Below are 23,674 nucleotides of genomic sequence, written 5' to 3'. Positions count from 1 at the left end.
AGCTACCCGTGGATTTCACCCTCCCCGAACACCTTCCGGGCGTGTTGGCCGAGATGGACGCGTTCATCGAGTCCGAGATCAAACCGCTGGAGCGCGAGCACATCCAGTATTTCGACCAGCGCCGCGAGCATGCCCGCACCGACTGGGACAACGACGGCATCCCCACCCGCGAGTGGGAGGACCTGCTCGCCGAGATGCGCCGGCGCGCCGACAAGGCGGGCTGGCTGCGCTACGGGCTGCCGGCATCGCTGGGCGGTCGCGACGGCACCAACGTCGACATGGCCGTCATCCGGGAACACCTGGCGCACAAGGGCCTTGGCCTGCACAACGACCTGCAGAACGAGTCTTCGATCGTCGGGAACTTCCCGCAGGTGATCATGATGGAGCGCTTCGGCACCGACGAACAGCGCCGCGCGTGGTCGGAGGCGTTGATCACCGGGGCACGGTCCATGGCGTTCGGCCTCACCGAACCCCGGCACGGCTCGGACGCGACGTGGCTGGAAACGCGCGCCGAAGCCGACGGGGACGGCTGGGTGATCAACGGCTCCAAGCGATTCAACACCGGGGTGCACCGCGCGACCCACGACCTGATCTTCGCCCGCACCTCCGGCGAGCCGGGGTCCGCGGTGGGCATCACCGCGTTCCTCGTCCCCACCGACGCGCCCGGGTTCAACGTGCCCTACTACTGGTGGACGTTCAACATGCCCACCGACCACGGCGAGGTCGAGCTGACCGACGTGCGGGTGCCCGCCGACGCGGTGCTCGGCGAGGTGGGCCGCGGGCTGGAGGTCGCGCAAACCTTCCTGCACGAGAACCGCATCCGGCAGGCGGCCAGCAGCCTGGGCGCCGCACAGTACTGCATCGACCGCGCCGCCGAATACGCCGGGCAGCGCACGGTGTTCGGCAAGCCGCTGTCGGTGAACCAGGCCGTGCAATGGCCGCTGGCCGAACTGCAGACCGAAGCCCAGATGGTGCGGCTGCTGGTCCAATACGCCGCCTGGCACCTCGACCGCGACCACCACATGGAGGTCTCCGACAAGGTGTCGATGGCCAACTACCGGGCCAACCGGCTGGTGTGCGACGCCGCCGACCGCGCCATGCAGGTGTTCGGCGGCCTCGGCTACAGCCGCCACGAGCCGTTCGAGCACATCTACCGCCATCACCGCCGCTACCGGATCACCGAGGGAGCCGAGGAGATTCAGATTCGGCGGGTGGCGCAGCGGCTGTTCAAATTCGGCCACCGGTGACGGCCCTGGACCAGGCCGGGGAGCTGCCCGGCAAGCTGGCGCGGGTCCTCGCGCCGGCGCTCGGGGCGGGCTCCGAAGTCGTCACGATTGAGAACCTGCGCGCACTGACCGGTGGTGCCAGCCGCACCACCTGGGCGTTCGACGCCGTCACGGGTGAGCACCGCCGGCGCTTGATCCTGCGCACCGGCCCGCCCGACGACGTGCACGCCGGCATGGAGCTCGAGGGCCGCGCCCAGGCCGCCGCCGCGGCCGCCGGCGCACCGGTCCCCCACATCCTGGTCGCCGACGATTCGGTTGCGGCACTGGGCAATCCGTTTCTGATCTGCGACGAGATCGCGGGTGAGACCATCGTCCGGCGCATCCAGCGCCGGCTCGACGACGCGGGCCGGGCACGTCTGCTCCCCCAGTGCGCGCGGGCGCTGGCCGCCATCCACCGCGCCGATCCGCAGATCGCGGGCCTGACCCGCGAGGACCAGCTCGGGCAGTGGCGCGAGCGGCTCGATGCCATGGGCGACACGACCGCCACCTTCGAATGGGCGTTTCGCTGGCTCGAGGCCAACCGGCCTCGACAATCCGAGCCGTCGGATCCGGTCCTGGTGCACGGCGACTTCCGGATGGGCAACCTGATCGTCGACGGATCCGACCTGGCCGCCGTCCTCGACTGGGAGCTGGTCCACCTCGGCGATCCGTACGAGGACCTCGCCTGGTTCTGCATCCGGGCCTGGCGATTCGGCGCGCCGGCCGCCCAGGGCGCCGGGGGCCTGGGCAGCGTCGAAAGCTTTCTGCGGGCCTACGAGAAGGCCGGCGCGACTACCGTCGACCGGGTGGCGTTCCACTGGTGGCTGGTGCTGGCGACGCTGCGGTGGGGCGTCATCTGCCGCTACCAGGCGGAGCGGCACCTGGCCGGTGATTCCCGATCGGTGGAGCTGGCGACCATCGGCCGCCGCGTCTGCGAAACCGAATGGGACCTGCTCGACCTACTCGAGGGGGCCCACCCGTGAGCGACAGCATGCATGGCCGTCCGACCGCACCCGAACTGATCGCCGCGGTGGCCGAGTTCCTCGAAACCGACGTCCGCGCCGCCACCGACGGACAGGTGAATTTCCACGCCAGGGTGGCCGCCAACGCGCTGCGCATGGTCGAGCGCGAGCTGCTCGACGACGGCGCGGCCGACTGCCGCGCGGCGCTGGCAGGCCTGGGTTTCGCCGACGAAAAGGGCCTCGCCGACGCCATCCGGGCCGGCGAGCTGGGCGGGCCACCCGCCTCGCAGGTCATCGCCTGCCTGCGCACGCTAGTGGGCCACCGGCTGGCGGCCGCCCACCCCGGATACCAGCACACGGATTAGGAGCCACCATGCCCCCTGCCGACGCACCGACCCTTGTCGACGTGGCCGACCGGCTGTTCACCGCGATCGAGAAGGGGGAGGTGGCCGCCGTCGACGGGCTGTGGAGCAACGACATTGCCGTCTGGCGCGCCGGCGCGCGCCGCGACGACGACAAGGCCCGCGCGATGCGGGTCATCGACTGGTTCGTCGGCGCGACCACGCAGCGCCGTTACGAGATCCTCGATCGCCGGCTCTTCGACGGTGGCTTCGTCCAGCAGCACGTCCTGCACGCCACCGGCCAAGCCGGCCAATCGATCTCCCTGCGGGTCTGCATCGTGATCGGAGTGGGTACAGACGGATTGATCGACCGGATCGACGAGTACTTCGACCCCGCCGGGATCGCGCCACTGCTGTGAGGTGACATGACAACCCTGGAATCCCTGCTCAACGACCCCGATTTGGCCGGCGCGTGGAACATCGTCCCGGACCGCTCGGCCATCACGTTCAAGGTCAGCAACATGTGGGGCCTGCTGAACGTCAAGGGCCGCTTCACCGAGTTCACCGGCGACGGGCAGCTGACCGGCAACGGCGCGGTGTCCGGGCGACTGGACCTCCGGGCCGCCTCGATCGACACCGGCATCGGCCGCCGCGACAAGCACCTGCGCTCGGCCGACTTCTTCGACGTCGAGCGTTTCGGTGAGATCGGCGTCGTCGTCACCGCGGTGCGACCCACCAGCGGCAACCGCGCCGACCTGCACGCCGATTTCACCATCAAAGGCGTCACCGCCCCGCTGACCCTGCCCGTCACGATCACCGAACTCGACGACGGCTCGATTCGCATCTCCGGCGAAACCAAGGTCGACCGATCCCAATTCGACCTGGGCTGGAATAAGTTCGGCATGATCGGCGAGACGGCGACGGCGGCCGCGGAAGCCGTCTTCGTTCGGGCACCCCGGTGAGACCGGCGCGCCACCAGTACCATCTGACCGTGCCCGACTCCAGCCCCACTTCAACCGTGGTCCTGCGGATCCTCGTCTACAGCGACAACGCCGAAACCCGCGAGACGGTGATGCGCGCGCTGGGCAAGCACCTGCACCCCGACCTCCCCGAGCTGAGCTACGTCGAGGTGGCGACCGGCCCGATGGTGGTCCGGACGATGGACGAGGGCGGCATCGACTTGGCCATCCTCGACGGGGAGGCCACCCCCACCGGCGGCATGGGCATCGCCAAACAGCTCAAGGACGAGCTCGCGACGTGCCCGCCGCTCGTGGTGCTCACCGGCCGCCGCGACGACGCGTGGCTGGCCAGCTGGTCGCGCGCCGAAGCCGCAGTGCCGCACCCGCTCGACCCCATCGTGCTGGGCCGCGCGGTGCTCGGGCTGCTCCGCGCGCCCGCCCGCTAGAACCGAATCCGGGCACGCCCCCAAACGTGCCCGATCTCACACCCCAAACCGTGGTCTAGTGCCACCCCGCGCACGTGCGGCGACCGCGTCAACGCTATGTTGAAGATCACTGTGATGTGCTTCAGACCCGGTACGTCACAGCAGCCCGGTTACCGCCTGGCCGCGCCTCGCCCCCGAGAAAGCGGCCACGATACGACGGATCATGGAGCGAGTTGAACGTCTACATACCCATCCTGGTGCTGGGGGCGATTGCCACCGCGTTTGCCGTGGGCTCGGTCGGCATCGCGAGCATCGCCGGCCCGTCGCGGTACAACCGCTCGAAGCTGGCGGCCTACGAATGTGGGATCGAACCCACCGCGACCCCGGTGAGCGGTCCGCACGCGACCGCCGGGCAACGATTCCCGGTGAAGTACTACCTGACCGCGATGCTGTTCATCGTCTTCGACATCGAGATCGTGTTCTTGTATCCCTGGGCCGTCAGCTACGACGCGCTGGGCACGTTCGCCCTGGTCGAAATGGTGATATTCATGCTCACGGTCTTCGTGGCCTACGCCTATGTGTGGCGCCGCGGCGGCCTGACGTGGGATTGAGGTAAGTCGTGGGCCTGGAAGAACAGCTGCCTGCCGGCATATTGCTGGGAACCGTCGAGAAGATCGCGGGCTACGTCCGCAAGAACTCCCTGTGGCCGGCGACGTTCGGGCTGGCGTGCTGCGCGATCGAGATGATGGCAACGGCCGGACCGAGGTTCGACATCGCCCGGTTCGGCATGGAGCGATTCTCGGCGACGCCCCGGCAGGCCGACCTGATGATCGTGGCCGGGCGGGTCAGCCAGAAGATGGCCCCGGTGCTGCGGCAGATCTACGACCAGATGGCCGAGCCCAAGTGGGTGCTGGCGATGGGGGTATGCGCGTCGTCCGGCGGGATGTTCAACAACTACGCGATCGTGCAGGGCGTCGACCACGTGGTCCCGGTCGACATCTACCTGCCCGGCTGCCCGCCCCGCCCGGAGATGCTGCTGTACGCAATCCTGAAGCTGCACGAGAAGATTCAGGAGATGCCGCTGGGCGTCAACCGCGAACACGCCATCGCCGAGGCCGAACAGGCCGCGCTGGCCGCCAGGCCGACGATCGAGATGCGCGGACTGCTGCGATGAGCTCGCCCGACCACGACCCGAAGGTAGCGGCCACCGAAGTGGGGGGATCGGTCCCCACCGCCGACGAAGAGGTGATCAACGTCCGCAGGGGCATGTTCGGTGTCACCGGCACCGGCGACACCTCCGGATACGGCCGGCTGGTGCGCGAGGTCACGCTGCCGGGCAGCAGCCCCCGGCCCTACGGCGGCTACTTCGACGACATCGCCGACCGGCTGGCCGACGCGCTGAAAGGTGACGGCATCGAATTCGGCGACGCGATAGAGAAAGTCGTGGTCTACCGCGACGAACTGACCCTGCACGTGCGCCGCGAAAGGCTGCCCCAGGTCGCCCAGCGGCTGCGCGACGAACCCGAGCTGCGCTTCGAGATGTGCCTGGGCGTCAGCGGGGTGCACTACCCCAACGAGACCGGCCGCGAGTTGCACGCCGTGTACCCGTTGCAGTCGATCACCCACAACCGCCGCCTGCGGCTGGAAGTGGCTGCGCCGGACAGTGATCCGCACATCCCGTCGCTGTACGGCATCTACCCGACCAACGACTGGCACGAGCGCGAGACCTACGACTTTTTCGGCATCGTCTTCGACGGCCATCCGTCGCTCACCAGAATCGAGATGCCCGACGACTGGCACGGGCATCCGCAGCGCAAGGACTACCCGCTGGGCGGAATCCCGGTCGAATACAAGGGCGCCCAGATACCCCCACCCGACGAGCGCAGGGGCTATAACTGATGACCGACACCGACACCGTCCTGGTCGCGGGCGGCCAGGACTGGGACCAGATCGTCGACGCCGCCCGCAACGCGGATCCCGGTGAACGCATCGTCGTCAACATGGGTCCCCAGCACCCGTCCACCCACGGGGTGCTGCGGCTGATCCTCGAGATCGAGGGCGAGACGGTGACCGAGGCCCGATGCGGAATCGGCTACCTGCACACCGGGATCGAGAAGAACCTCGAATACCGCTACTGGACCCAGGGCGTCACCTTCGTGACCCGAATGGATTACCTGTCACCGTTTTTCAACGAGACCGCCTACTGCCTGGGTGTGGAGAAGCTGCTCGGCATCACCGACGAGATACCCGAGCGCGTCAACGTCATCCGGGTCATGCTGATGGAACTCAACCGCATCTCGTCGCACCTGGTCGCGCTGGCGACCGGCGGGATGGAACTGGGCGCGATGACCGCAATGTTCATCGGCTTCCGGGGTCGCGAAATCATCCTCAACATCTTCGAACTGATCACCGGCCTGCGGATGAACCACGGCTACGTCCGGCCCGGCGGCGTGGCGCAGGACCTGCCGGACAATGCGGTCACCGAAATCTCGGAGGCCATCAAGCAACTGCGCCAACCGCTGCGTGAACTGGGAGACCTGCTCAACGAGAACGCCATCTGGAAGGCCCGCACCGAGGGGGTGGGCTACCTGGACCTGACCGGCTGCATGGCGCTGGGCATCACCGGCCCGATTCTGCGCTCCACCGGCCTGCCGCACGACCTCCGCAAGAGCGAGCCCTACTGCGGCTACGAGAACTACGAATTCGACGTGATCACCGACGACGGCTGTGATGCGTACGGGCGCTACATCATTCGCGTCAAAGAGATGTGGGAGTCGCTGAAGATCGTGGAGCAGTGTCTGGATAAATTGCGGCCGGGCCCGACGATGGTGGAGGACCGCAAGATCGCCTGGCCCGCCGACCTGAAGGTGGGCCCGGACGGCATGGGCAACTCGCCCGAGCACATCGCGAAGATCATGGGCAGTTCGATGGAAGCCCTGATCCACCACTTCAAGCTGGTCACCGAGGGCATCCGCGTTCCCGCGGGCCAGGTGTACACGGCTGTGGAGTCGCCGCGCGGCGAGCTCGGCGTGCACATGGTCAGCGACGGCGGCACGCGTCCCTACCGGGTGCACTACCGCGACCCGTCGTTCACCAATTTGCAGGCGGTCGCGGCGATGTGCGAGGGCGGGATGGTCGCCGACCTGATCGCCGCGGTCGCCAGCATCGACCCGGTGATGGGCGGGGTAGACCGATGACGGGCCCCCAGGGTCAGCCGGTGTTCCTGCGCCTCGGGCCGCCACCGGACGAGCCCAACGCGTTCGTGGTCGAGGGCGCGCCGCAGTCGTATTCGGCGGAGGTGCGGGCGCGGCTGGAGGTCGACGCCAAGGAGATCATGGGCCGCTACCCCGACAAGCGCTCGGCGCTGCTGCCGCTGCTGCACCTCGTGCAGTCGGAGGACTCCTACCTGACCCCGGCGGGACTGGAGTTCTGCGGCCAGCAGCTGGGGCTCACCGGCGCCGAAGTGTCCGCGGTCGCAAGCTTTTACACGATGTATCGCCGCGGGCCCACCGGCGACTACCTGGTCGGCGTGTGCACCAACACGCTGTGCGCCGTCATGGGGGGCGACGCCATCTTCGAGACGCTGGTCAACCACCTCGGCGTCCGCAACGACCAGACCACCCCGGACGGCAAGATCACGCTGCAGCACGTCGAGTGCAACGCCGCCTGCGATTTCGCGCCGGTGGTGATGGTCAACTGGGAGTTCTTCGACAACCAGACCCCGGAGTCGGCGCGCGAACTCGTCGACTCGCTGCGCTCCGGAGAACCCAAGTCGCCCACCCGCGGAGCCCCGCTGTGCGCCTTCCGCGAGACCTCGCGCATCCTGGCCGGCCTGCCCGACGAGCGGCCCGACCAGGGCCAGGGCGGCGCGGGCGCGGCGACGCTGGCCGGCTTGCGGGTGGCGCAGGAACTCGGCATGGAGGCCCCACCGGCACCGGGAGGCCAGTCGTGACGACCGCGCAGGCGACCCCGCTGACCCCGGTGATCACCCGCTACTGGGACGATCCCGAGTCCTGGACCTTGGAGACCTACCGCCGCAACGACGGCTACCAGGCCCTGCAGAAGGCGCTGGCCATGACGCCCGACGACGTGATGGGCACCGTCAAGGACTCGGGCCTGCGCGGGCGCGGCGGCGCGGGGTTCTCGACGGGGACGAAGTGGTCGTTCATCCCGCAGGGCGACACCGGCCCGGCCGCCAAGCCGCACTACCTGGTGGTCAACGCCGACGAGTCGGAACCCGGTACGTGCAAAGACATTCCGCTGATGCTGGCGACGCCGCACGTGCTCATCGAGGGCGTCATCATCGCCGCCTACGCGATCCGGGCCAGCCACGCGTTCATCTACGTGCGCGGCGAGGTGCTGCCGGTGTTGCGCCGCCTGCAGAACGCGGTGGCCGAGGCCTACGCGGCGGGCTACCTGGGCCGCGACATCAACGGCTCGGGCTTCGATTTGGAGCTGGTGGTGCACGCCGGCGCCGGCGCCTACATCTGCGGCGAGGAAACCGCGCTGCTGGACTCCCTGGAGGGCCGCCGCGGCCAGCCGCGGCTGCGGCCCCCGTTCCCCGCGGTGGCCGGGCTCTACGGCTGCCCCACGGTGATCAACAACGTCGAGACGATCGCCAGCGTCCCGGCGATCATCCTCAACGGGGTCGAGTGGTTCCGGTCGATGGGCAGCGAGAAATCGCCCGGCTTCACGCTGTATTCGCTGTCCGGGCACGTCACCCGGCCCGGCCAGTACGAGGCCCCGCTCGGAATCACGTTGCGCGAGTTGCTCGCCTACGCCGGCGGGGTGCGGGCCGGGCACCGGTTGAAGTTCTGGACACCGGGCGGGTCGTCGACCCCGCTGCTCACCGACGAGCACCTCGACGTGCCGCTGGATTACGAGGGCGTGGGCGCCGCCGGCTCGATGCTTGGCACCAAGGCGCTGGAGATCTTCGACGAGACCACGTGTGTGGTGCGCGCGGTGCGCCGCTGGACCGAGTTCTACAAGCACGAATCGTGCGGCAAGTGCACACCGTGCCGCGAGGGCACCTTCTGGCTGGACAAGATCTACGAGCGCCTGGAAACCGGGGGCGGCACCGCCGAGGACATCGACAAGCTCTCGGACATCTCCGACACCATCCTGGGAAAGTCGTTCTGCGCGTTGGGCGATGGCGCCGCCAGCCCGGTGATGTCGTCGATCAAGCTCTTCCGCGACGAGTACGTCGCCCACGTCGAGGGAGGCGGCTGCCCGTTCGACCCCCGAGACTCGATGCTCAGTTCCAACGGAGGTAAGGCGTGACCCAGGCGGCGAACACCGAAAAGCAGGTGGGACAGCCGGAGATGGTGACGTTGACCATCGACGACACCGAAATCAGCGTGCCCAAGGGCACTCTGGTGATCCGCGCCGCCGAACTGATGGGCATCCAGATCCCGCGGTTCTGCGACCACCCGCTGCTGGACCCCGTCGGCGCGTGCCGGCAGTGCCTGGTCGAGGTCGAGGGACAGCGCAAGCCGATGGCGTCGTGCACCACCGTGGCCACCGACGACATGGTGGTGCGCACGCAGTTGACCTCCGAGGCCGCCGACAAGGCCCAGCACGGCGTCATGGAGCTGCTGCTGATCAACCATCCGCTGGACTGCCCGATGTGCGACAAGGGCGGCGAATGCCCCCTGCAGAACCAGGCAATGTCCAACGGGCGGGCCGACTCCCGCTTCACCGACGTCAAGCGCACGTTCGCCAAGCCGATCAACATCTCCTCGCAGGTGCTGCTGGATCGCGAGCGGTGCATCCTGTGCGCCCGCTGCACGCGGTTCTCCGAGCAGATCGCCGGCGACCCGTTCATCGACATGCAGGAGCGCGGCGCCCTGCAGCAGGTCGGCATCTACGCCAACGAGCCGTTCGACTCGTACTTTTCGGGCAACACGGTGCAGATCTGCCCGGTGGGCGCGCTGACCGGGACCGCCTACCGGTTCCGGGCCCGCCCCTTCGACCTGGTGTCCAGCCCGAGCGTGTGCGAGCACTGCGCGTCGGGATGCGCGCAGCGCACCGACCATCGCCGCGGCAAGGTGCTGCGCCGGCTGGCCGGCGACGATCCCGAGGTCAACGAGGAGTGGAACTGCGACAAGGGCCGGTGGGCCTTCACCTACGCCACCCAGCCCGACGTGCTCACCACTCCCCTGATCCGCGACGCGAACGGCGAGCTGCAGCCGGCGTCGTGGTCGCACGCGATCGCGGCTGCGGCCCAGGGGCTCGAGGCCGCCCGCGGGCGCACCGGCGTGCTGGTCGGCGGCCGGGTGACGTGGGAGGACGCCTACGCGTACAGCAAGTTCGCCCGAATCACGTTGGACACCAACGACATCGATTTCCGCGCCCGTCCGCACTCGGCCGAGGAGGCCGAGTTCCTGGCCGCCCGTGTGGCCGGCCGGCCGGTGAGCGTCAGCTACGCCGACCTGGAATCGGCGCCGGTGGTGGTGCTGGCCGGGCTCGAGCCGGAAGACGAGTCGCCGATCGTGTTCCTGCGGCTGCGCAAGGCCGCCCGCAAGAACGGCCTGCCCGTGTACGCGATCGCGCCGTTCGCCACCCGCGCGCTGGAGAAGATGTCCGGCCGGCTGCTCAAAACCGCCCCCGGCGCCGAGGCGGCCGCGCTGGACGGGCTGGCCGACGGTGAGGTTGGCGAGCTGCTGTCGAAACCGGGCGCGGTCATCCTGGTCGGCGAGCGCCTGGCCACCGCGCCCGGCGCATTGTCCGCCGCGGCCCGCCTGGCCGACGCCACCGGCGCTCGGCTGGCATGGGTGCCGCGCCGGGCCGGCGAGCGCGGCGCGCTGGAGGCCGGCGCGCTGCCCGCGCTGCTGCCCGGCGGCCGCCCGGTCGCCGACGACGCCGCCCGCGCGCAGGTCGCCGCGGCGTGGAACGTCGACGAATTGCCTTCCGCCGCCGGGCGTGACGCCGAGGCGATCCTGGCCGCCGCCGCCGACGGGTCCCTGGCGGCGCTGCTGGTCGGCGGCATCGAGCCCGGCGACTTCGCCGATCCCGACGCGGTGCTGGCCGCGCTCGACGCGGCCGGTTTCGTCGTCAGCCTGGAGCTGCGGCACAGCCCCGTCACCGAGCGCGCCAACGTGGTGTTCCCCGTCGCGCCGACGACCCAGAAGGCCGGCGCCTTCGTCAACTGGGAGGGCCGCTATCGGGCGTTCGAGCCCGCGCTGCGCGGCACCACGCAGCAGGCCCGCCAATCCGACCATCGGGTGCTCGACACGCTCGCCGACGAGATGGGCGTCTACCTCGGCGCGACCACCGTCGAGTCGGCCCGCGAGGAGCTGGCCGCGCTGGGCGCCTGGGACGGCGACCACGCCGCCGCCCCCGCGGTCGCGGCCCCGGAACCCGCCCGGCCCGAACCAGGCGAAGCCGTGCTGACCGGGTGGCGGCTGCTGCTCGACGAGGGCCGGCTGCAGGACGGCGAACCGCACCTGGCGGGCACCGCCCGCACACCGGTGGTCCGGCTGTCGGCCGACACCGCCGCCGAGATCGGCGCCACCGAAGGCGGCGACGTCACGGTCAGCACGCCGCGCGGGTCCATCACCCTGCCGCTGAGCATCACCGACATGCCCGACCGGGTGGTGTGGCTGCCGCTGAACTCGCCGGGCTCGGCGGTGCACCGGAAGTTGGGCGTGACCATCGGCAGCACTGTGAAAATCGGAGTGGGCTCATGACAGGCTTGGCCGCCTTCGGACACGACACCTGGTGGCTGGTGCTGGGCAAGGCGCTGGCCATCTTCGTGTTCCTCATGCTGAACGTGCTGCTCGCCATCCTGCTCGAACGCAAAATCCTCGGCTGGATGCAGCTGCGGCCCGGCCCCAACCGGGCGGGGCCGTGGGGCGCCCTGCAGAGCCTGGCCGACGGGATCAAGCTGGCCCTCAAGGAGAGCATCACCCCGGGCGGCATCGACAAGTTCGTTTACTTTGCGGCGCCGGTCTTTTCGGTGATTCCCGCGTTCACCGCGTTCGCGTTCATCCCGTTCGGGCCGGTGGTGTCGGTGTTCGGCCACCGGACGCCGCTGCAGCTGACCGACCTGCCGGTCGCGGTGTTGTTCATCCTGGGCCTGTCGGCGATCGGGGTCTACGGCATCGTGCTGGGCGGCTGGGCGTCGGGCTCGACCTACCCGCTGCTGGGCGGGGTGCGCTCCACCGCGCAGGTCATATCCTACGAGGTGGCGATGGGCCTGTCGTTCGCGACGGTGTTCCTCTACGCCGGCTCCATGTCGACGTCGCAGATCGTGGCCGCGCAGGACCGCGTGTGGTACGTGTTCCTGCTGCTGCCGTCGTTCGTGATCTACCTGATCTCGATGGTCGGCGAAACCAACAGGGCGCCATTCGATCTGCCCGAGGCCGAGGGCGAGCTGGTCGCGGGGTTCCACACCGAGTATTCGTCGCTGAAGTTCGCCATGTTCATGCTGGCCGAGTACGTCAACATGATGACGGTTTCGTCGCTGGCCACCGCGCTGTTCTTCGGGGGCTGGCATGCGCCGTGGCCGCTGAACATGTGGGCCGGCGCCAACACCGGGTGGTGGCCGGTGCTGTGGTTCACCGCCAAGATGTGGACCTTCCTGTTCATCTACATGTGGTTGCGCGCCTCGCTGCCGCGACTGCGCTACGACCAGTTCATGGCCCTGGGCTGGAAGCTGCTGATCCCGGCCGCGCTGGTGTGGATATTGATCGCCGCGGTCATCCGCACGCTGCGCAACCAGGGGTACGCGCATTGGACGACGCTCCTGGTGATCAGCAGCATTGTGGTGGCCACGGCGCTGGTGCTGCTGTTGCGAAAACCGTTCACCGCACCGGACATTCGCGCGATGGAGCGCCAACTGCGCCGCCAGCGCGGGGCGGCTGCGGGAACACAAGGCGCCGCGATCGAGCCCGCATTCCCGACACCGCCGCTCCCGGCCGCCGGTGCCAGCAAGGAGAAAGCACGTGCCTAAATACTTTCCCCGTTCGCTAGACGCGATTGCGGGATTCGGCGTGACGTTCGCGTCGATGTTCAAAAAGCGGGTCACCGAGGGCTACCCGGAGAAGCCGGGCCCGGTCGCGCCGCGCTACCACGGCCGTCACCAACTCAACCGCTACCCCGACGGCCTGGAGAAGTGCATCGGGTGCGAGCTGTGCGCGTGGGCCTGCCCGGCCGACGCGATCTACGTCGAGGGCGCCGACAACACCGAGGAACTGAGGTACTCGCCGGGCGAACGCTACGGCCGCGTGTACCAGATCAATTACCTGCGCTGCATCGGGTGCGGCCTGTGCATCGAGGCCTGCCCGACCCGGGCGCTGACGATGACCAACGACTACGAGATGGCCGACGACAACCGCGCCGACCTGATCTACGAGAAGGACCGGCTGCTCGCCCCGCTGCTGCCCGACATGACCGCGCCGCCGCACCCCAGGGCGGAGGGCGCCACCGACAAGGACTACTACCAGGGCAACGTGACCGCCGACGGGCTGCGGGAGGCGCAAAACACCGGGGAGCCACGGTGACCGCGACGCTGGCCGCGAACCTGGCCGCAGAGACCATCGTTCGCACCTCCACCGGTGAGGCCGTGACGTTCTGGGTGCTCGGGGCGCTGGCGCTGGTCGGTGCGCTCGGGGTGGTACTCGCGGTCAACGCGGTGTACTCGGCGATGTTCTTGGCGATGACCATGATCATCCTGGCGGTGTTCTACATGATCCAGGACGCACTGTTTTTGGGTGTCGTCCAGGTCGTGGTCTACACCGGCGCGGTGATGATGCTGTTCCTGTTCGTGCTGATGCTGATCGGCGTGGACTCCGCGGAGTCACTGAAGGAGACGTTGCGCGGCCAGCGCGTCGCGGCGGTGTTGACCGGCATCGGGTTCGGCGTGTTGCTGCTGGCCGGCATCGGCAACGTGGCCACCGGCAGCTTCGTCGGGCTGACCACCGCCAACGCCAACGGCAACGTGGAAGGCCTGGCCGCGCTGATCTTTTCGCGGTACCTGTGGGCGTTCGAGCTGACCAGCGCGCTGTTGATCACCGCGGCCATCGGGGCGATGGTGCTGGCGCACCGGGAGCGCTTCGAGCGCCGCAAGACCCAGCGGGAGCTGTCCGAGGAACGCTTCCGCTCCGGCGGGGGGCGGCGGCCCACCCCCCTGCCCAACCCGGGTGTCTACGCACGCCAGAACGCGGTCGACGTGGCCGCGCTGCTGCCCGACGGCTCGTACTCGGAGCTGTCGGTGTCCTCCATCCTGGGGATCCGGGGCGCGGACGGCGCACAGGTCGCAGACGTCGGCGGGACCCGCTCCGCCGGCGCGGTGAAGGGCGGCCAGTCATGAATCCGGCCAATTACCTTTACCTTTCGGCGCTGCTGTTCACCATCGGGGCCGCGGGCGTGCTGCTGCGGCGCAACGCCATCGTGATGTTCATGTGCGTCGAGCTGATGCTCAACGCCGTCAACCTGGCGTTCGTCACGTTCGCGCGCATGCATGGCCACCTGGACGGCCAGATGATCGCGTTCTTCACGATGGTGGTGGCCGCGTGCGAGGTCGTCGTGGGCCTGGCCATCATCATGACGATTTTCCGTGCCCGCAAATCCGCGTCGGTCGACGACGCCAACCTACTCAAAGGCTGAACAACGCCAACATGACTCACTACACCTGGCTGCTCGTGGCACTGCCATTGGCGGGTGCTGCAATCCTGCTCTTCGGGGGCAGGCGCACCGACGCGTGGGGCCACCTGCTGGGCTGCGCCGCCGCGCTCGCGTCGTTCGGCGTGGGCGCGACGCTGCTCGCCAACATGCTCGGCCGCACCGGCGCCGACCGGGCCATCCACCAGAGGCTGTTCAGCTGGATCCCCGTCGGCGGGCTGCAGGTCGACGTCGGGCTGCAGATCGACCAGCTGTCCATGTGTTTCGTGCTGCTGATCACCGGCGTCGGGTCGCTGATCCACATCTACTCGATCGGCTACATGGCCGAGGACGTCGATCGTCGTCGGTTTTTCGGCTACCTCAACCTGTTTCTGGCCTCGATGCTGCTGCTGGTGGTCGCCGACAACTACGTCGTGCTCTACGTCGGCTGGGAAGGCGTCGGCCTGGCCTCCTACTTGCTGATCGGCTTCTGGTACCACAAGCCCACGGCGGCCACGGCCGCCAAGAAGGCCTTCGTGATGAACCGGGTCGGCGACGCCGGGCTGGCCGTCGCAATGTTCTTGATGTTCAGCACCTTCGGGACGCTGTCGTACGCGGGCGTGTTCGCCGGCGCACCGGCGGCGGGCCGGGGCGCCCTGACCGCGATGGGGTTGCTGCTGCTGCTGGGCGCCTGCGCCAAGTCCGCGCAGGTTCCGCTGCAGGCCTGGCTGGGCGACGCGATGGAGGGCCCCACCCCGGTGTCGGCGCTGATCCACGCCGCCACCATGGTGACCGCCGGCGTGTACCTGATCGTGCGATCCAACCCGCTGTACAACCTGGCCCCCGACGCGCAACTGGCCGTGGTCATCGTCGGCGCCGTCACGTTGCTGCTCGGGGCGTTCATCGGCTGCGCCAAGGACGACATCAAGCGCGCCCTCGCCGCGTCGACGATGAGCCAGATCGGCTACATGGTGCTGGCCGCCGGCCTGGGCCCGGCCGGCTACGCGTTCGCGATCATGCACCTGCTCACCCACGGCTTCTTCAAGGCCGGGCTGTTTTTGGGCTCCGGCGCGGTCATCCACGCGATGCACGAGGAACAGGACATGCGCCGCTACGGCGGTCTGCGCGCCGCGCTGCCGATCACGTTCGCCACCTTCGGCCTGGGCTACCTGGCGATCATCGGGGTGCCGCCGTTCGCGGGATTCTTCTCCAAGGACGCGATCATCGAGGCGGCCCTGGGCGCCGGCGGCATCCGCGGGTGGGTGCTGGGCGGTGCCGCGCTGCTGGGCGCCGGCGTCACCGCCTTCTACATGACTCGCGTCATGCTGATGACCTTCTTCGGCGAAAAGCGTTGGGCCCCGGGCTCCCACCCGCATGAGGCGCCGGCCGTGATGGCGTGGCCGATGATCCTGCTCGCGGTCGGCTCGGTGTTCTCCGGGGGCCTGCTCGCGTGGCACGGCACCATGCAGCGCTGGCTCGAGCCGGTCGTCGGCGCGCACGAGGAAGTGACCCACGCAGTCCCGGTCTGGGTCAGCACCGCCCTGGCGCTGGGGGTCGTCGCCGTCGGCATCCTGGTGGCCGTGCGGATGTACGCCAGGGTGCCCATCCCCCGGGTGGCCCCGGTCCGCGTCTCGGTGTTCACCACCGCCGCGCGCGCCGACCTCTACGGCGATGCCTTCAACGAGGAGGTGTTCATGCGCCCGGGCGCGCAACTGACCCAGGCGCTGGTCGACGTCGACGACGTGGGCGTGGACGGCTCGGTCAACGCGCTGGCCGCGTTGGTCAGCCGCACGTCGAATCGCTTGCGGGAGTTGCAAACCGGCTTCGCCCGCAACTACGCGTTGTCCATGCTGGCGGGCGCCGTGCTGGTGGCCGCGCTGATCCTGGCGGTGAAGGTGTGGTGAATAACGTTCCCTGGCTGAGCGTCCTGTGGCTGGTGCCGCTGGCGGGTTCGGTGCTGATCATCCTGCTGCCCCCCGGCCTGCGCCGGCTCGCCAAGTGGACGGGACTGGTCTTCGGCGTGGCGACCCTGGCGGTGGCGATCGTGGTCACCGTGGGCTTCAAGACCGGCGGCCCCACCTACCAGTTCGTCGAAAGCCACCGGTGGATACCGGCTTTGGGCGCGAGCTACTCCCTCGGCGTGGACGGCATCGCGGTGGTGCTGGTCCTGCTCACCGCGGTGCTGATCCCGTTGCTGCAGGTGGCCGGCTGGAACGACGGGGGCGCGAGCACGCGCGGCGTGCACGCCTACGTCGCCCTGACGCTGGCCATCGAATCGATGGTGCTGATCTCGGTCACGGCCCTGGACGTGCTGCTGTTCTACGTGTTCTTCGAGGCGATGCTCGTTCCGATGTACTTTTTGATCGGCGGCTTCGGCCAAGGGCCCGGCAAGTCGCGGGCCGCGGTGAAGTTCTTGTTGTACAACCTGTTCGGCGGCCTGATCATGCTGGCGGCGGTCATCGGGCTGTACGTGGTCACCGCGCAGCACGGCTCGGGCACGTTCGACTTCCGCGACATCGTGGCCGGCGTCGCGTCCGGCCGCTACGGCGCCGACCCCGCCGTGTTCAAGGCGCTGTTCCTGGGCTTCATGTTCGCGTTCGCGATCAAGGCGCCGCTGTGGCCGTTCCACCGCTGGCTGCCCGACGCCGCGGTCGAGGCCACGCCCGCGACGGCTGTGCTGATGATGGCGGTGATGGACAAGGTCGGCACCTTCGGCATGCTGCGCTACTGCCTGCAGCTGTTCCCCGGCGCTTCAACGTATTTCCGGCCCCTGATCATCGTGCTGGCCGTCATCGGCGTGGTCTACGGCGCGATCGTGGCGATCGGCCAGGCCGACATCATGCGCCTGATCGCCTACACCTCGATCTCGCACTTCGGGTTCATCATCCTGGGCATCTTCGTGATGACCAGCCAGGGGCAGAGCGGCTCGACGCTGTACATGCTCAACCACGGCCTGTCCACCGCGGCGGTGTTCCTGATCGCGGGCTTTTTGATATCCCGGCACGGCAGCCGCACGATCGCCGACTACGGCGGCGTGCAGAAGGTGGCCCCCATCCTCGCGGGCACGTTCCTGGTGTCGGCCATGGCCACCCTGTCGCTGCCCGGGCTGGCCCCGTTCGTCAGCGAATTCCTGGTCCTGTTGGGCACTTTCAGCCGCTACTGGCTGGCGGCGGCGTTCGGGGTCACCGCGCTGGTCCTGTCGGCGATCTACATGCTGTGGCTCTACCAGCGGGTGATGACGGGCCCGGTGGCCAGCGGCAACGAACGCATCGGTGACCTCAAGGCGCGCGAAATGGTCGTCGTGGCACCGCTGATCGCGCTGCTGCTCGTCCTCGGGGTCTACCCCAAGCCGGTGCTGGACCTGATCAATCCCGCCGTGGAGAACACCATGACCACCATCGGCCAGCACGACCCCGCGCCCACCGTGGCGCCGGGTACTGCCGTTCCACAGACAGCCGAAGGACCGCATCGATGACCCTGCCCACCCCCAGCGTCGAGTACTTCCTGCTGTGCCCGATGCTCATCGTCTTCGGCGTCGCGGTCGTCGGCGTGCTCGTCGAGGCGTTCCTGCCGAGGCGAATTCGCTACGGCGCCCAGGTGACGCTCGCGCTGGGCGGCCTGATCGGCGCGTTCGTCGCGGTCGTCGCGGTGAGCCGCTCGGTGCAGCCCGCCGGCCGCACCGCGGTACTGGGCGCGATCGCCGTCGACCGGCCGACGCTGTACCTGCAGGGCACCGTGCTGCTGGTCGCGGTGCTGGCGGTCATCTTCATCGCCGAACGGACGCAGGCCAAGGCCGGCACCAAGGTCGCCGTCGGCGTGGGCTCCGGTGGGCTGGATTCCTTTACGCCGCAGGCGTCCGCGGTTCCCGGCAGCGACGTCGAGCGCGAGGCGGAGCGGGCCGGGGCGGCCCAGACCGAGCTCTTCCCGCTGGCGCTGCTGTCAGTGGGCGGCATGATGGTGTTCCCCGCGTCCAACGACCTGTTGACGATGTTCGTCGCGCTGGAAGTGCTGTCGCTGCCCCTGTATCTGATGTGCGGCCTGGCCCGTCACCGCCGCCTGCTGTCGCAGGAAGCGGCCATGAAGTACTTCCTGCTGGGCGCGTTCTCCTCGGCGTTCTTCCTCTACGGCGTGGCGTTGCTGTACGGCGCGACCGGCACGCTGCTGCTGCCCGGGATCCGCGATTCGCTTGCGGCCCACGGTGATAGCTCGATGGCGCTGACGGGGGTGGCGCTGCTGTCGGTCGGGCTGTTGTTCAAGGTGGGTGCGGTCCCGTTCCACTCCTGGATTCCCGACGTGTACCAGGGCGCGCCCACCCCGATCACCGGGTTCATGGCGGCGGCCACCAAGGTGGCGGCGTTCGGTGCGCTGCTCCGGGTGGTCTACGTCGCGCTGCCGCCGCTGCACGAGCAGTGGCGCCCGGTGCTGTGGGCGATCTCGATCCTGACCATGGCCGTGGGCACCATCACGGCGGTCAACCAGACCGACGTCAAACGGATGCTGGCCTATTCGTCGGTGGCCCACGTGGGTTTCATCCTCACGGGCGTGATCGCCGACAACGGGGCGGGCCTGTCGTCGACGCTGTTCTATCTGGTGGCCTACAGCTTCAGCACCATCGGCGCGTTCGCCATCGTGAGCCTGATTCGCAACGCCGACGGCGTCGAAGACGCCAAGCTGTCGCACTGGGCGGGGCTCGGGCAGCGTTCCCCCATTGTGGGCGTGATGTTTTCGATGTTCCTGTTGGCGTTCGCCGGCATCCCGCTGACGAGCGGGTTCGTCAGCAAGCTCGCCGTGTTCAAGGCCGCCGCCCAGGGCGGTGCGGCACCGCTGGTCATCATCGGTGTGGTGGCCAGCGGGGTCGCCGCGTACTTCTACGTGCGGGTGATCGTGTCGATGTTCTTCACCGAGGCGACCGACAACACGCCGCACGTGGTGGCGCCGGGCATCCTGAGCAAGGCCGCGATCGCGGTATGTGCCGCCGTCACAGTGGCTTTGGGGATCTTCCCGCAGCCGCTGCTGGACCTTGCCGATCAGGCCGCCCAGCTGCTGCACTGAGGCGGCGCGCTACTGCAGGCCGAAGACGCCACGCAACATGGCGACCAGGCTTCCGGCCTGGTTGAAGAGACCCGCACTGTCGCTGACGGCGTTGCCGATGCCCGACGTGTAGGTCGACGGAATCCCCGGGTTGGGCGCGGAGTTCGCGATACCCGTGTCGTTCATGCCCAGATTCGCGATGCCCACGTTGAGGGTGCCCTGGTTGGCCCAGCCGACGGCTTGAACACCGGTGTTGTAGAAGCCCACATCCCCGTCACCCGAATTGAAGAAGCCGGAGGTCGCCGGCCCCAACCCGGTGTTGAGGTTCTCGAATCCGGAGATGCCCGATCCCGAGTTGAAGAAGCCCGATACGTTGGTTCCGGTGTTGCCGAACCCGGAGTTGGTCGCCACCGAGCTCAGGTCGGCCGAACTGCCGATCGCCGTGTTGAGGTTCCCGGCGTCGAAGAGGCCGGTGTTGGAGAACCCCGAATTGAACAGCCCGGTGTTGCCCGTGCCCGAGTTGAAAAATCCCGTGTCTCCCCCGCCCCGGATGGCCAGGCCGGCTTGAGCAAAGGGTGAAACGAAGCCGCCTGCGCCGCCCGAGTTGAAGCCGCCGGTGTGGTTGTTGCCCGAGTCCCCGAAGCCGGCGTCGAAGCTGCCGGCATTGGAGAAACCGGCGTCGTTGGAGCCCGCGTTGGCGAAACCGAAGTCCTGGAAGCCGGCGTTGCCGAACCCGAAGCAGCCGTTGCCCGAGTTCCAGAAGCCCGTATTGCCGCTGCCGGAGTTCAGGAACCCCGAGTTGCCGTTGCCCGAGTTGAAGAAGCCGACGTTGCCGTTGCCCGAGTTGAAGAAGCCAATGTTGTTGCTGCCGGAATTCCCGAATCCGAAGTTGCCCAGGCCGGCGTTGAGACCCCCGATGCCGATCATGTTGTCGCCCGGCAGGTTGAACCCGATATCACGGCTGCCGGCGTTGCCGAAACCGAAATCGAAGCTGCCGAGATTGCCGAAACCGACGTCGTTGTTGCCGAGGTTTCCCCACCCGATGTTGAGGGAGCCCAGGTTTCCGCCGCCGATGTTAGAGCTGCCGAAATTGCCGCTCCCGAAATTGCCACTGGACGCGCCGCCCGGACCGGGCAACGCGGTGCCGATGCCCGCGGCCCTGGCGATGTCGGGCGGAGCACTGTTGTTGCCGAAGCCGAAGTTCAACGAGCCGATGTTTCCGCTGCCCAGGTTGATGCTGCCGATGTTGCCGGAGCCAAGGTTCGTGCCGCCTACGTTGCCGCTGCCCAAATTGGCGAAACCCGAGTTGCCACTGCCCAGGTTCAGGTTGCCGACGTTGCCGCTGCCGAAGTTCAGGCTGCCGATGTTCCCGCTGCCCAGGTTCAGGCTCCCCCTGTTGCCGCCACCCAGGTTGAACGCCCCGATGTTGCCCAGGCCGGTATTGAGGGGCGGGACGTTGAACCCGAACAGATCCAGCGTGGGCGCCGTGCCCGGCCCCACCGCGATTATGGCCGCACTGACGGCCGCCGCACCGGACAGGCCCGGACCGCCGGCCAGCTGACCCGGCAGGCTCGCCAACAGCCGCGGCAGCGACGTCAATTGCGCGGCCGCCGCCGACACCCCGCCGTGATACCCCACCATCGCGGCCACATCGGCGGCCCACATCTGCTCGTAGTCGGATTCGGCCGCCGCGATCGCGGGGGCATTCTGCCCAAACAGATTCGACGTCACCAACTGCATGAGGCCGGAACGGTTGGCCGCCACGGCGATCGGATGCACGGTCGCCGCGAACGCGGACTCGAAGGCGCCGGCCACCGCCTTCGCCTGCGCGGCCGCCCCCGCGGCGTGGGCCGCCGCCGCCTGCAGCCAACCCGAATACGGCGCGGCCGCCGCAACCATCGCCGCCGATGCGGGACCCTGCCACGCCTGACCCGCCAGCCCGGAGGTGACCGACGAAAACGAGTCCGCCGCCGAGCCCAATTCGGCGGCCAACCCATCCCAGGCGGCCGCGGCCGAAAGCATCGGCGCCGAACCGGCACCGGAAAACATCAGCAACGAATTGATCTCCGGGGGCAATGTCAAGAAACTCATCAGCCCGTCCTCCCGTTTACCGCGACACGCATTGGCACGACCGGTATGAGGACTGTATGAATCCGCCGGCAAAAAATCCCAGCTTTCAAAAAACTGGTATGGAACCGCGCCCAGTCACCGCCTGCCCCGAAATCGCTTCTCCGTCAAGCGTTCTCAAAATTACAGGTAAATCATTCGAAAATAATGATTTCCAGCAGCTTTTGGATATTCGAGTCTTTTGCCGGAGCGAGCATTGTTTTGGGATCATTTCGGCGAAAATCGCTGTTTTCAGGCTGCGTCAAACCGGCCGGTCAGCCCGCGAACGGCCGGGTGGCCAGGACGTAGAGGGCCAGGGCCCCCAGCGGAGCGGCCAGGGGCAGCCACGGCACCTGCAGCGGGAACGATGCCGCAACCAACCCGGCGCACGAAAACCCCACGGCGGCAACGGCCGTCGGCCAGCTCCACGGGACGACGCCGGCGGGTGTCCCGACCGCGTGGCGGCATGCCAGGTAGGCCACGGCGCACAGCCCGGACCACGCGGCGAACACCAGCGCCGGGTTTGCCGCCACGATCGTTGCCACCGTCAGCAGCACGGCGATCGTCGCCGCCGGGCGAAAAGCTATCCCGGCGCCCACCGCGATGGCCGCGGCCACGGGCACGGCGATGGCCGGCCCGTGCGAGCCGGCGGCGGCCAACCCGACCATGAGTCCACCGAAGACGGTCGAGGTTGCCAGTGCGATCGGACTCATGGTGCTATCCCCGCAGCCGTCCCCGCACGCGGTGGCGGCGGTCCGGCAGCACGCCCATCGACTGATCCAGCGTGCTGTCCCCCGGCCACGACACGATGTCCACCCCGACGGTGGCCATGTCGCGGTACATGGCGGAGCGTTGTAGCGCCCACATCCGGTCGACCAGCGGATCCTGCTGGGTCTCGAACGGGGAGCTGTCGAGAATGTCGACGGCCAGCACGACGTGGCCGCGCTTGCGCAGGTCGATCAGCGCCAGCGCGAATTCGGTGTCGAGCAACGTGGAGAACGCGATGACGATCGCGCCGACGGGAACGGCGGCGCGCGGCGCCAGCGTGCCGGTGGTGTTTTCGAATCCCTCCCCGGCGCCGAGCACGGTGTCGAGGACCCGGTAGAACTGGCGCTGCCCGATGTCGGCGCCCAGCCACCGCGGCCGGTTGCCGCCGAGGGCGACGATCCCGGCGCGGTCGCCATGCCGCAGCGCGGTCTGCACCACCTGCGCCGCGCCGCGCACGACGCGTTCGGTGGCATCGGTGGCCGGGCCCGCCGGCTGCCGGTAGGTGTCGATCAGCACCACCACGTCGGCGGCGCGGTCGGTCAACCGCTGGGTGACGTGCAACTGGCGGCGGCGCGCGCTGACCGGCCAGTTGACCGCCCGCAACTGGTCGCCGGGCACGTACGGCCGGATGTCGGCGTACTCGACGCCCGGGCCGATGTGCCGGGTGAGGTGGGCGCCTAGGCGGTCGAGCAACTCGATCTGCGGGATCGGCGTGGACTGCGGCGGGGTCAGCGGGAACACGATGATGTCGGCGGTGTCGACGGTGGCCGTTCCGGTCAGCAGCCCGCCGCGCGCGACGACGTCGACGCGGGCGCGGATGGGGTACCGGCCCCACCGCTGTGCCGTTGCCGCAACGGTTTTCGCGTGGGGCGATTCCGGCTCCAGCACCTCGAGCTGCAGACCAGCGACGGACGCGAGCGTGAGCTCGGCCGCGGCGGGACCGGCCTCATGGGTCAGCCGCACGGTCACCCGCACCCGTTCGTTTTCGAAGCAGCGCTGCGAGTCGGGTTCCGCGTGCACCCAGAACTTGGGCACCGGGCGTTGCCAGCTGATCGAGCACAGCACGCCGAGCAGGGGAGCCGCGAAGGCGATCAGCTGCCAGCGCCCGCCGATCACGGCGGCGGCCAGCGCGACCCCGGCGCAGGTCGCGATCGCCCGCGCCAACGGCGAGGCGCGCCAGCGGAACTCGACCTCGCGCGTCTCGATCACGCCGGG

General features: G+C 68.8%; 23 protein-coding genes. 20 read left to right on the top strand and 3 right to left on the bottom strand.

The features are described 5' to 3' along the window. Positions 1 to 8 precede the first annotated feature (8 nt). From AC5Y4Z_RS11290 to nuoN, 20 genes are all read left to right on the top strand, one after another. Positions 9 to 1,247: an acyl-CoA dehydrogenase family protein gene (locus AC5Y4Z_RS11290; RefSeq protein ID WP_499963663.1), complete on the top strand. Its 1,239-nt coding sequence runs from the start codon at positions 9 to 11 to the stop codon at positions 1,245 to 1,247. A 5-nt stretch (positions 1,248 to 1,252) separates the two neighbouring features. After that, entirely contained in the window at positions 1,253 to 2,248 is a 996-nt protein-coding gene (locus AC5Y4Z_RS11285; RefSeq protein ID WP_499964757.1) for a phosphotransferase family protein, read from the top strand. An 8-nt stretch (positions 2,249 to 2,256) separates the two neighbouring features. After that, complete coding sequence (locus tag AC5Y4Z_RS11280) at positions 2,257 to 2,592, top strand: DUF6285 domain-containing protein (protein WP_499964756.1); 336 nt, start codon at positions 2,257 to 2,259, stop codon at positions 2,590 to 2,592. Positions 2,593 to 2,600: 8 nt separating this feature from the next. Then, positions 2,601 to 2,987: a nuclear transport factor 2 family protein gene (locus AC5Y4Z_RS11275; protein WP_499963661.1), complete on the top strand. Its 387-nt coding sequence runs from the start codon at positions 2,601 to 2,603 to the stop codon at positions 2,985 to 2,987. 6 nt (positions 2,988 to 2,993) lie between these two features. Then, positions 2,994 to 3,530, top strand: a complete 537-nt coding sequence (locus AC5Y4Z_RS11270; protein WP_499963659.1) for a YceI family protein — start codon at positions 2,994 to 2,996, stop codon at positions 3,528 to 3,530. Between the two features lie 29 nt (positions 3,531 to 3,559). Continuing rightward, positions 3,560 to 3,973 carry an Rv3143 family two-component system response regulator gene (locus AC5Y4Z_RS11265; RefSeq protein WP_499963657.1) on the top strand — a complete coding sequence of 138 codons (414 nt, stop codon included), beginning with the start codon at positions 3,560 to 3,562 and terminating at the stop codon, positions 3,971 to 3,973. Between the two features lie 212 nt (positions 3,974 to 4,185). Beyond that, on the top strand, positions 4,186 to 4,563 hold the full coding sequence (locus AC5Y4Z_RS11260) for an NADH-quinone oxidoreductase subunit A (RefSeq protein WP_499963655.1): 378 nt from the start codon (positions 4,186 to 4,188) through the stop codon (positions 4,561 to 4,563). Between the two features lie 8 nt (positions 4,564 to 4,571). Then, the gene (locus AC5Y4Z_RS11255) at positions 4,572 to 5,126 is read left to right on the top strand and encodes a NuoB/complex I 20 kDa subunit family protein (RefSeq protein ID WP_499963653.1); all 555 of its coding nucleotides are present in this window, start codon (positions 4,572 to 4,574) and stop codon (positions 5,124 to 5,126) included. After that, a complete protein-coding gene (locus AC5Y4Z_RS11250; RefSeq protein ID WP_499963651.1) occupies positions 5,123 to 5,851 on the top strand; it encodes an NADH-quinone oxidoreductase subunit C in 729 nt (242 codons plus the stop codon). The genes AC5Y4Z_RS11255 and AC5Y4Z_RS11250 overlap by 4 nt, the downstream gene beginning before the upstream one ends. Further along, positions 5,851 to 7,149, top strand: coding sequence for an NADH dehydrogenase (quinone) subunit D (gene nuoD / locus AC5Y4Z_RS11245; RefSeq protein ID WP_499963649.1), 1,299 nt, complete (start codon positions 5,851 to 5,853; stop codon positions 7,147 to 7,149). Before AC5Y4Z_RS11250 ends, nuoD begins: the two co-directional genes overlap by 1 nt. Continuing rightward, a complete protein-coding gene (gene nuoE / locus AC5Y4Z_RS11240; protein ID WP_499963647.1) occupies positions 7,146 to 7,904 on the top strand; it encodes an NADH-quinone oxidoreductase subunit NuoE in 759 nt (252 codons plus the stop codon). Before nuoD ends, nuoE begins: the two co-directional genes overlap by 4 nt. Beyond that, positions 7,901 to 9,232 carry an NADH-quinone oxidoreductase subunit NuoF gene (gene nuoF / locus AC5Y4Z_RS11235; RefSeq protein WP_499963645.1) on the top strand — a complete coding sequence of 444 codons (1,332 nt, stop codon included), beginning with the start codon at positions 7,901 to 7,903 and terminating at the stop codon, positions 9,230 to 9,232. The genes nuoE and nuoF overlap by 4 nt, the downstream gene beginning before the upstream one ends. Beyond that, on the top strand, positions 9,229 to 11,640 hold the full coding sequence (locus AC5Y4Z_RS11230) for an NADH-quinone oxidoreductase subunit G (protein WP_499963643.1): 2,412 nt from the start codon (positions 9,229 to 9,231) through the stop codon (positions 11,638 to 11,640). Before nuoF ends, AC5Y4Z_RS11230 begins: the two co-directional genes overlap by 4 nt. 5 nt (positions 11,641 to 11,645) lie before the next feature. Then, positions 11,646 to 12,905, top strand: coding sequence for an NADH-quinone oxidoreductase subunit NuoH (nuoH, locus tag AC5Y4Z_RS11225; RefSeq protein ID WP_499964755.1), 1,260 nt, complete (start codon positions 11,646 to 11,648; stop codon positions 12,903 to 12,905). Then, positions 12,877 to 13,455, top strand: a complete 579-nt coding sequence (nuoI, locus tag AC5Y4Z_RS11220) for an NADH-quinone oxidoreductase subunit NuoI (protein WP_499963641.1) — start codon at positions 12,877 to 12,879, stop codon at positions 13,453 to 13,455. The genes nuoH and nuoI overlap by 29 nt, the downstream gene beginning before the upstream one ends. An 8-nt stretch (positions 13,456 to 13,463) precedes the next feature. After that, a complete protein-coding gene (locus AC5Y4Z_RS11215) occupies positions 13,464 to 14,264 on the top strand; it encodes an NADH-quinone oxidoreductase subunit J (RefSeq protein WP_499964753.1) in 801 nt (266 codons plus the stop codon). After that, positions 14,261 to 14,560, top strand: a complete 300-nt coding sequence (gene nuoK, locus AC5Y4Z_RS11210) for an NADH-quinone oxidoreductase subunit NuoK (RefSeq protein WP_047313174.1) — start codon at positions 14,261 to 14,263, stop codon at positions 14,558 to 14,560. The genes AC5Y4Z_RS11215 and nuoK overlap by 4 nt, the downstream gene beginning before the upstream one ends. 11 nt (positions 14,561 to 14,571) lie before the next feature. After that, complete coding sequence (nuoL, locus tag AC5Y4Z_RS11205; RefSeq protein WP_499963639.1) at positions 14,572 to 16,458, top strand: NADH-quinone oxidoreductase subunit L; 1,887 nt, start codon at positions 14,572 to 14,574, stop codon at positions 16,456 to 16,458. Next, positions 16,455 to 18,029 (top strand): NADH-quinone oxidoreductase subunit M, encoded by a 1,575-nt coding sequence (locus AC5Y4Z_RS11200; protein WP_499963637.1) that lies wholly within the window; start codon positions 16,455 to 16,457, stop codon positions 18,027 to 18,029. Before nuoL ends, AC5Y4Z_RS11200 begins: the two co-directional genes overlap by 4 nt. Further along, positions 18,026 to 19,606, top strand: a complete 1,581-nt coding sequence (gene nuoN / locus AC5Y4Z_RS11195) for an NADH-quinone oxidoreductase subunit NuoN (RefSeq protein WP_499963635.1) — start codon at positions 18,026 to 18,028, stop codon at positions 19,604 to 19,606. Before AC5Y4Z_RS11200 ends, nuoN begins: the two co-directional genes overlap by 4 nt. Positions 19,607 to 19,615: 9 nt before the next feature. Here the strand turns inward: nuoN and AC5Y4Z_RS11190 are convergent, their stop codons facing one another. The 3 genes from AC5Y4Z_RS11190 to AC5Y4Z_RS11180 form a co-directional block, all read right to left on the bottom strand. Beyond that, entirely contained in the window at positions 19,616 to 21,676 is a 2,061-nt protein-coding gene (locus tag AC5Y4Z_RS11190; protein ID WP_499963633.1) for a PPE family protein, read from the bottom strand. Positions 21,677 to 21,966: 290 nt separating this feature from the next. Next, a complete protein-coding gene (locus tag AC5Y4Z_RS11185; protein WP_499963631.1) occupies positions 21,967 to 22,404 on the bottom strand; it encodes a hypothetical protein in 438 nt (145 codons plus the stop codon). A gap of 4 nt (positions 22,405 to 22,408) precedes the next feature. Further along, positions 22,409 to 23,668: a DUF58 domain-containing protein gene (locus tag AC5Y4Z_RS11180; RefSeq protein ID WP_499963629.1), complete on the bottom strand. Its 1,260-nt coding sequence runs from the start codon at positions 23,666 to 23,668 to the stop codon at positions 22,409 to 22,411. Positions 23,669 to 23,674 lie beyond the last annotated feature (6 nt).

The organism is Mycobacterium sp. NGS63 (assembly GCF_059812295.1).
This window is presented reverse-complemented; position numbering and strand designations above follow the sequence as displayed.

Bases quoted from the DNA above. Each gene is read 5' to 3' on its own strand.
- AC5Y4Z_RS11280 (WP_499964756.1), top strand. From the start codon at position 2,257: ATGCATGGCCGTCCGACCGCACCCGAACTGATCGCCGCGGTGGCCGAG.
- AC5Y4Z_RS11275 (WP_499963661.1), top strand. From the start codon at position 2,601: ATGCCCCCTGCCGACGCACCGACCCTTGTCGACGTGGCCGACCGGCTG.
- AC5Y4Z_RS11270 (WP_499963659.1), top strand. From the start codon at position 2,994: ATGACAACCCTGGAATCCCTGCTCAACGACCCCGATTTGGCCGGCGCG.
- AC5Y4Z_RS11250 (WP_499963651.1), top strand. From the start codon at position 5,123: ATGAGCTCGCCCGACCACGACCCGAAGGTAGCGGCCACCGAAGTGGGG.
- nuoD (WP_499963649.1), top strand. From the start codon at position 5,851: ATGACCGACACCGACACCGTCCTGGTCGCGGGCGGCCAGGACTGGGAC.
- nuoE (WP_499963647.1), top strand. From the start codon at position 7,146: ATGACGGGCCCCCAGGGTCAGCCGGTGTTCCTGCGCCTCGGGCCGCCA.
- nuoK (WP_047313174.1), top strand. From the start codon at position 14,261: ATGAATCCGGCCAATTACCTTTACCTTTCGGCGCTGCTGTTCACCATC.
- nuoL (WP_499963639.1), top strand. From the start codon at position 14,572: ATGACTCACTACACCTGGCTGCTCGTGGCACTGCCATTGGCGGGTGCT.
- nuoN (WP_499963635.1), top strand. From the start codon at position 18,026: ATGACCCTGCCCACCCCCAGCGTCGAGTACTTCCTGCTGTGCCCGATG.
- AC5Y4Z_RS11190 (WP_499963633.1), bottom strand. From the start codon at position 21,676: ATGAGTTTCTTGACATTGCCCCCGGAGATCAATTCGTTGCTGATGTTT.
- AC5Y4Z_RS11185 (WP_499963631.1), bottom strand. From the start codon at position 22,404: ATGAGTCCGATCGCACTGGCAACCTCGACCGTCTTCGGTGGACTCATG.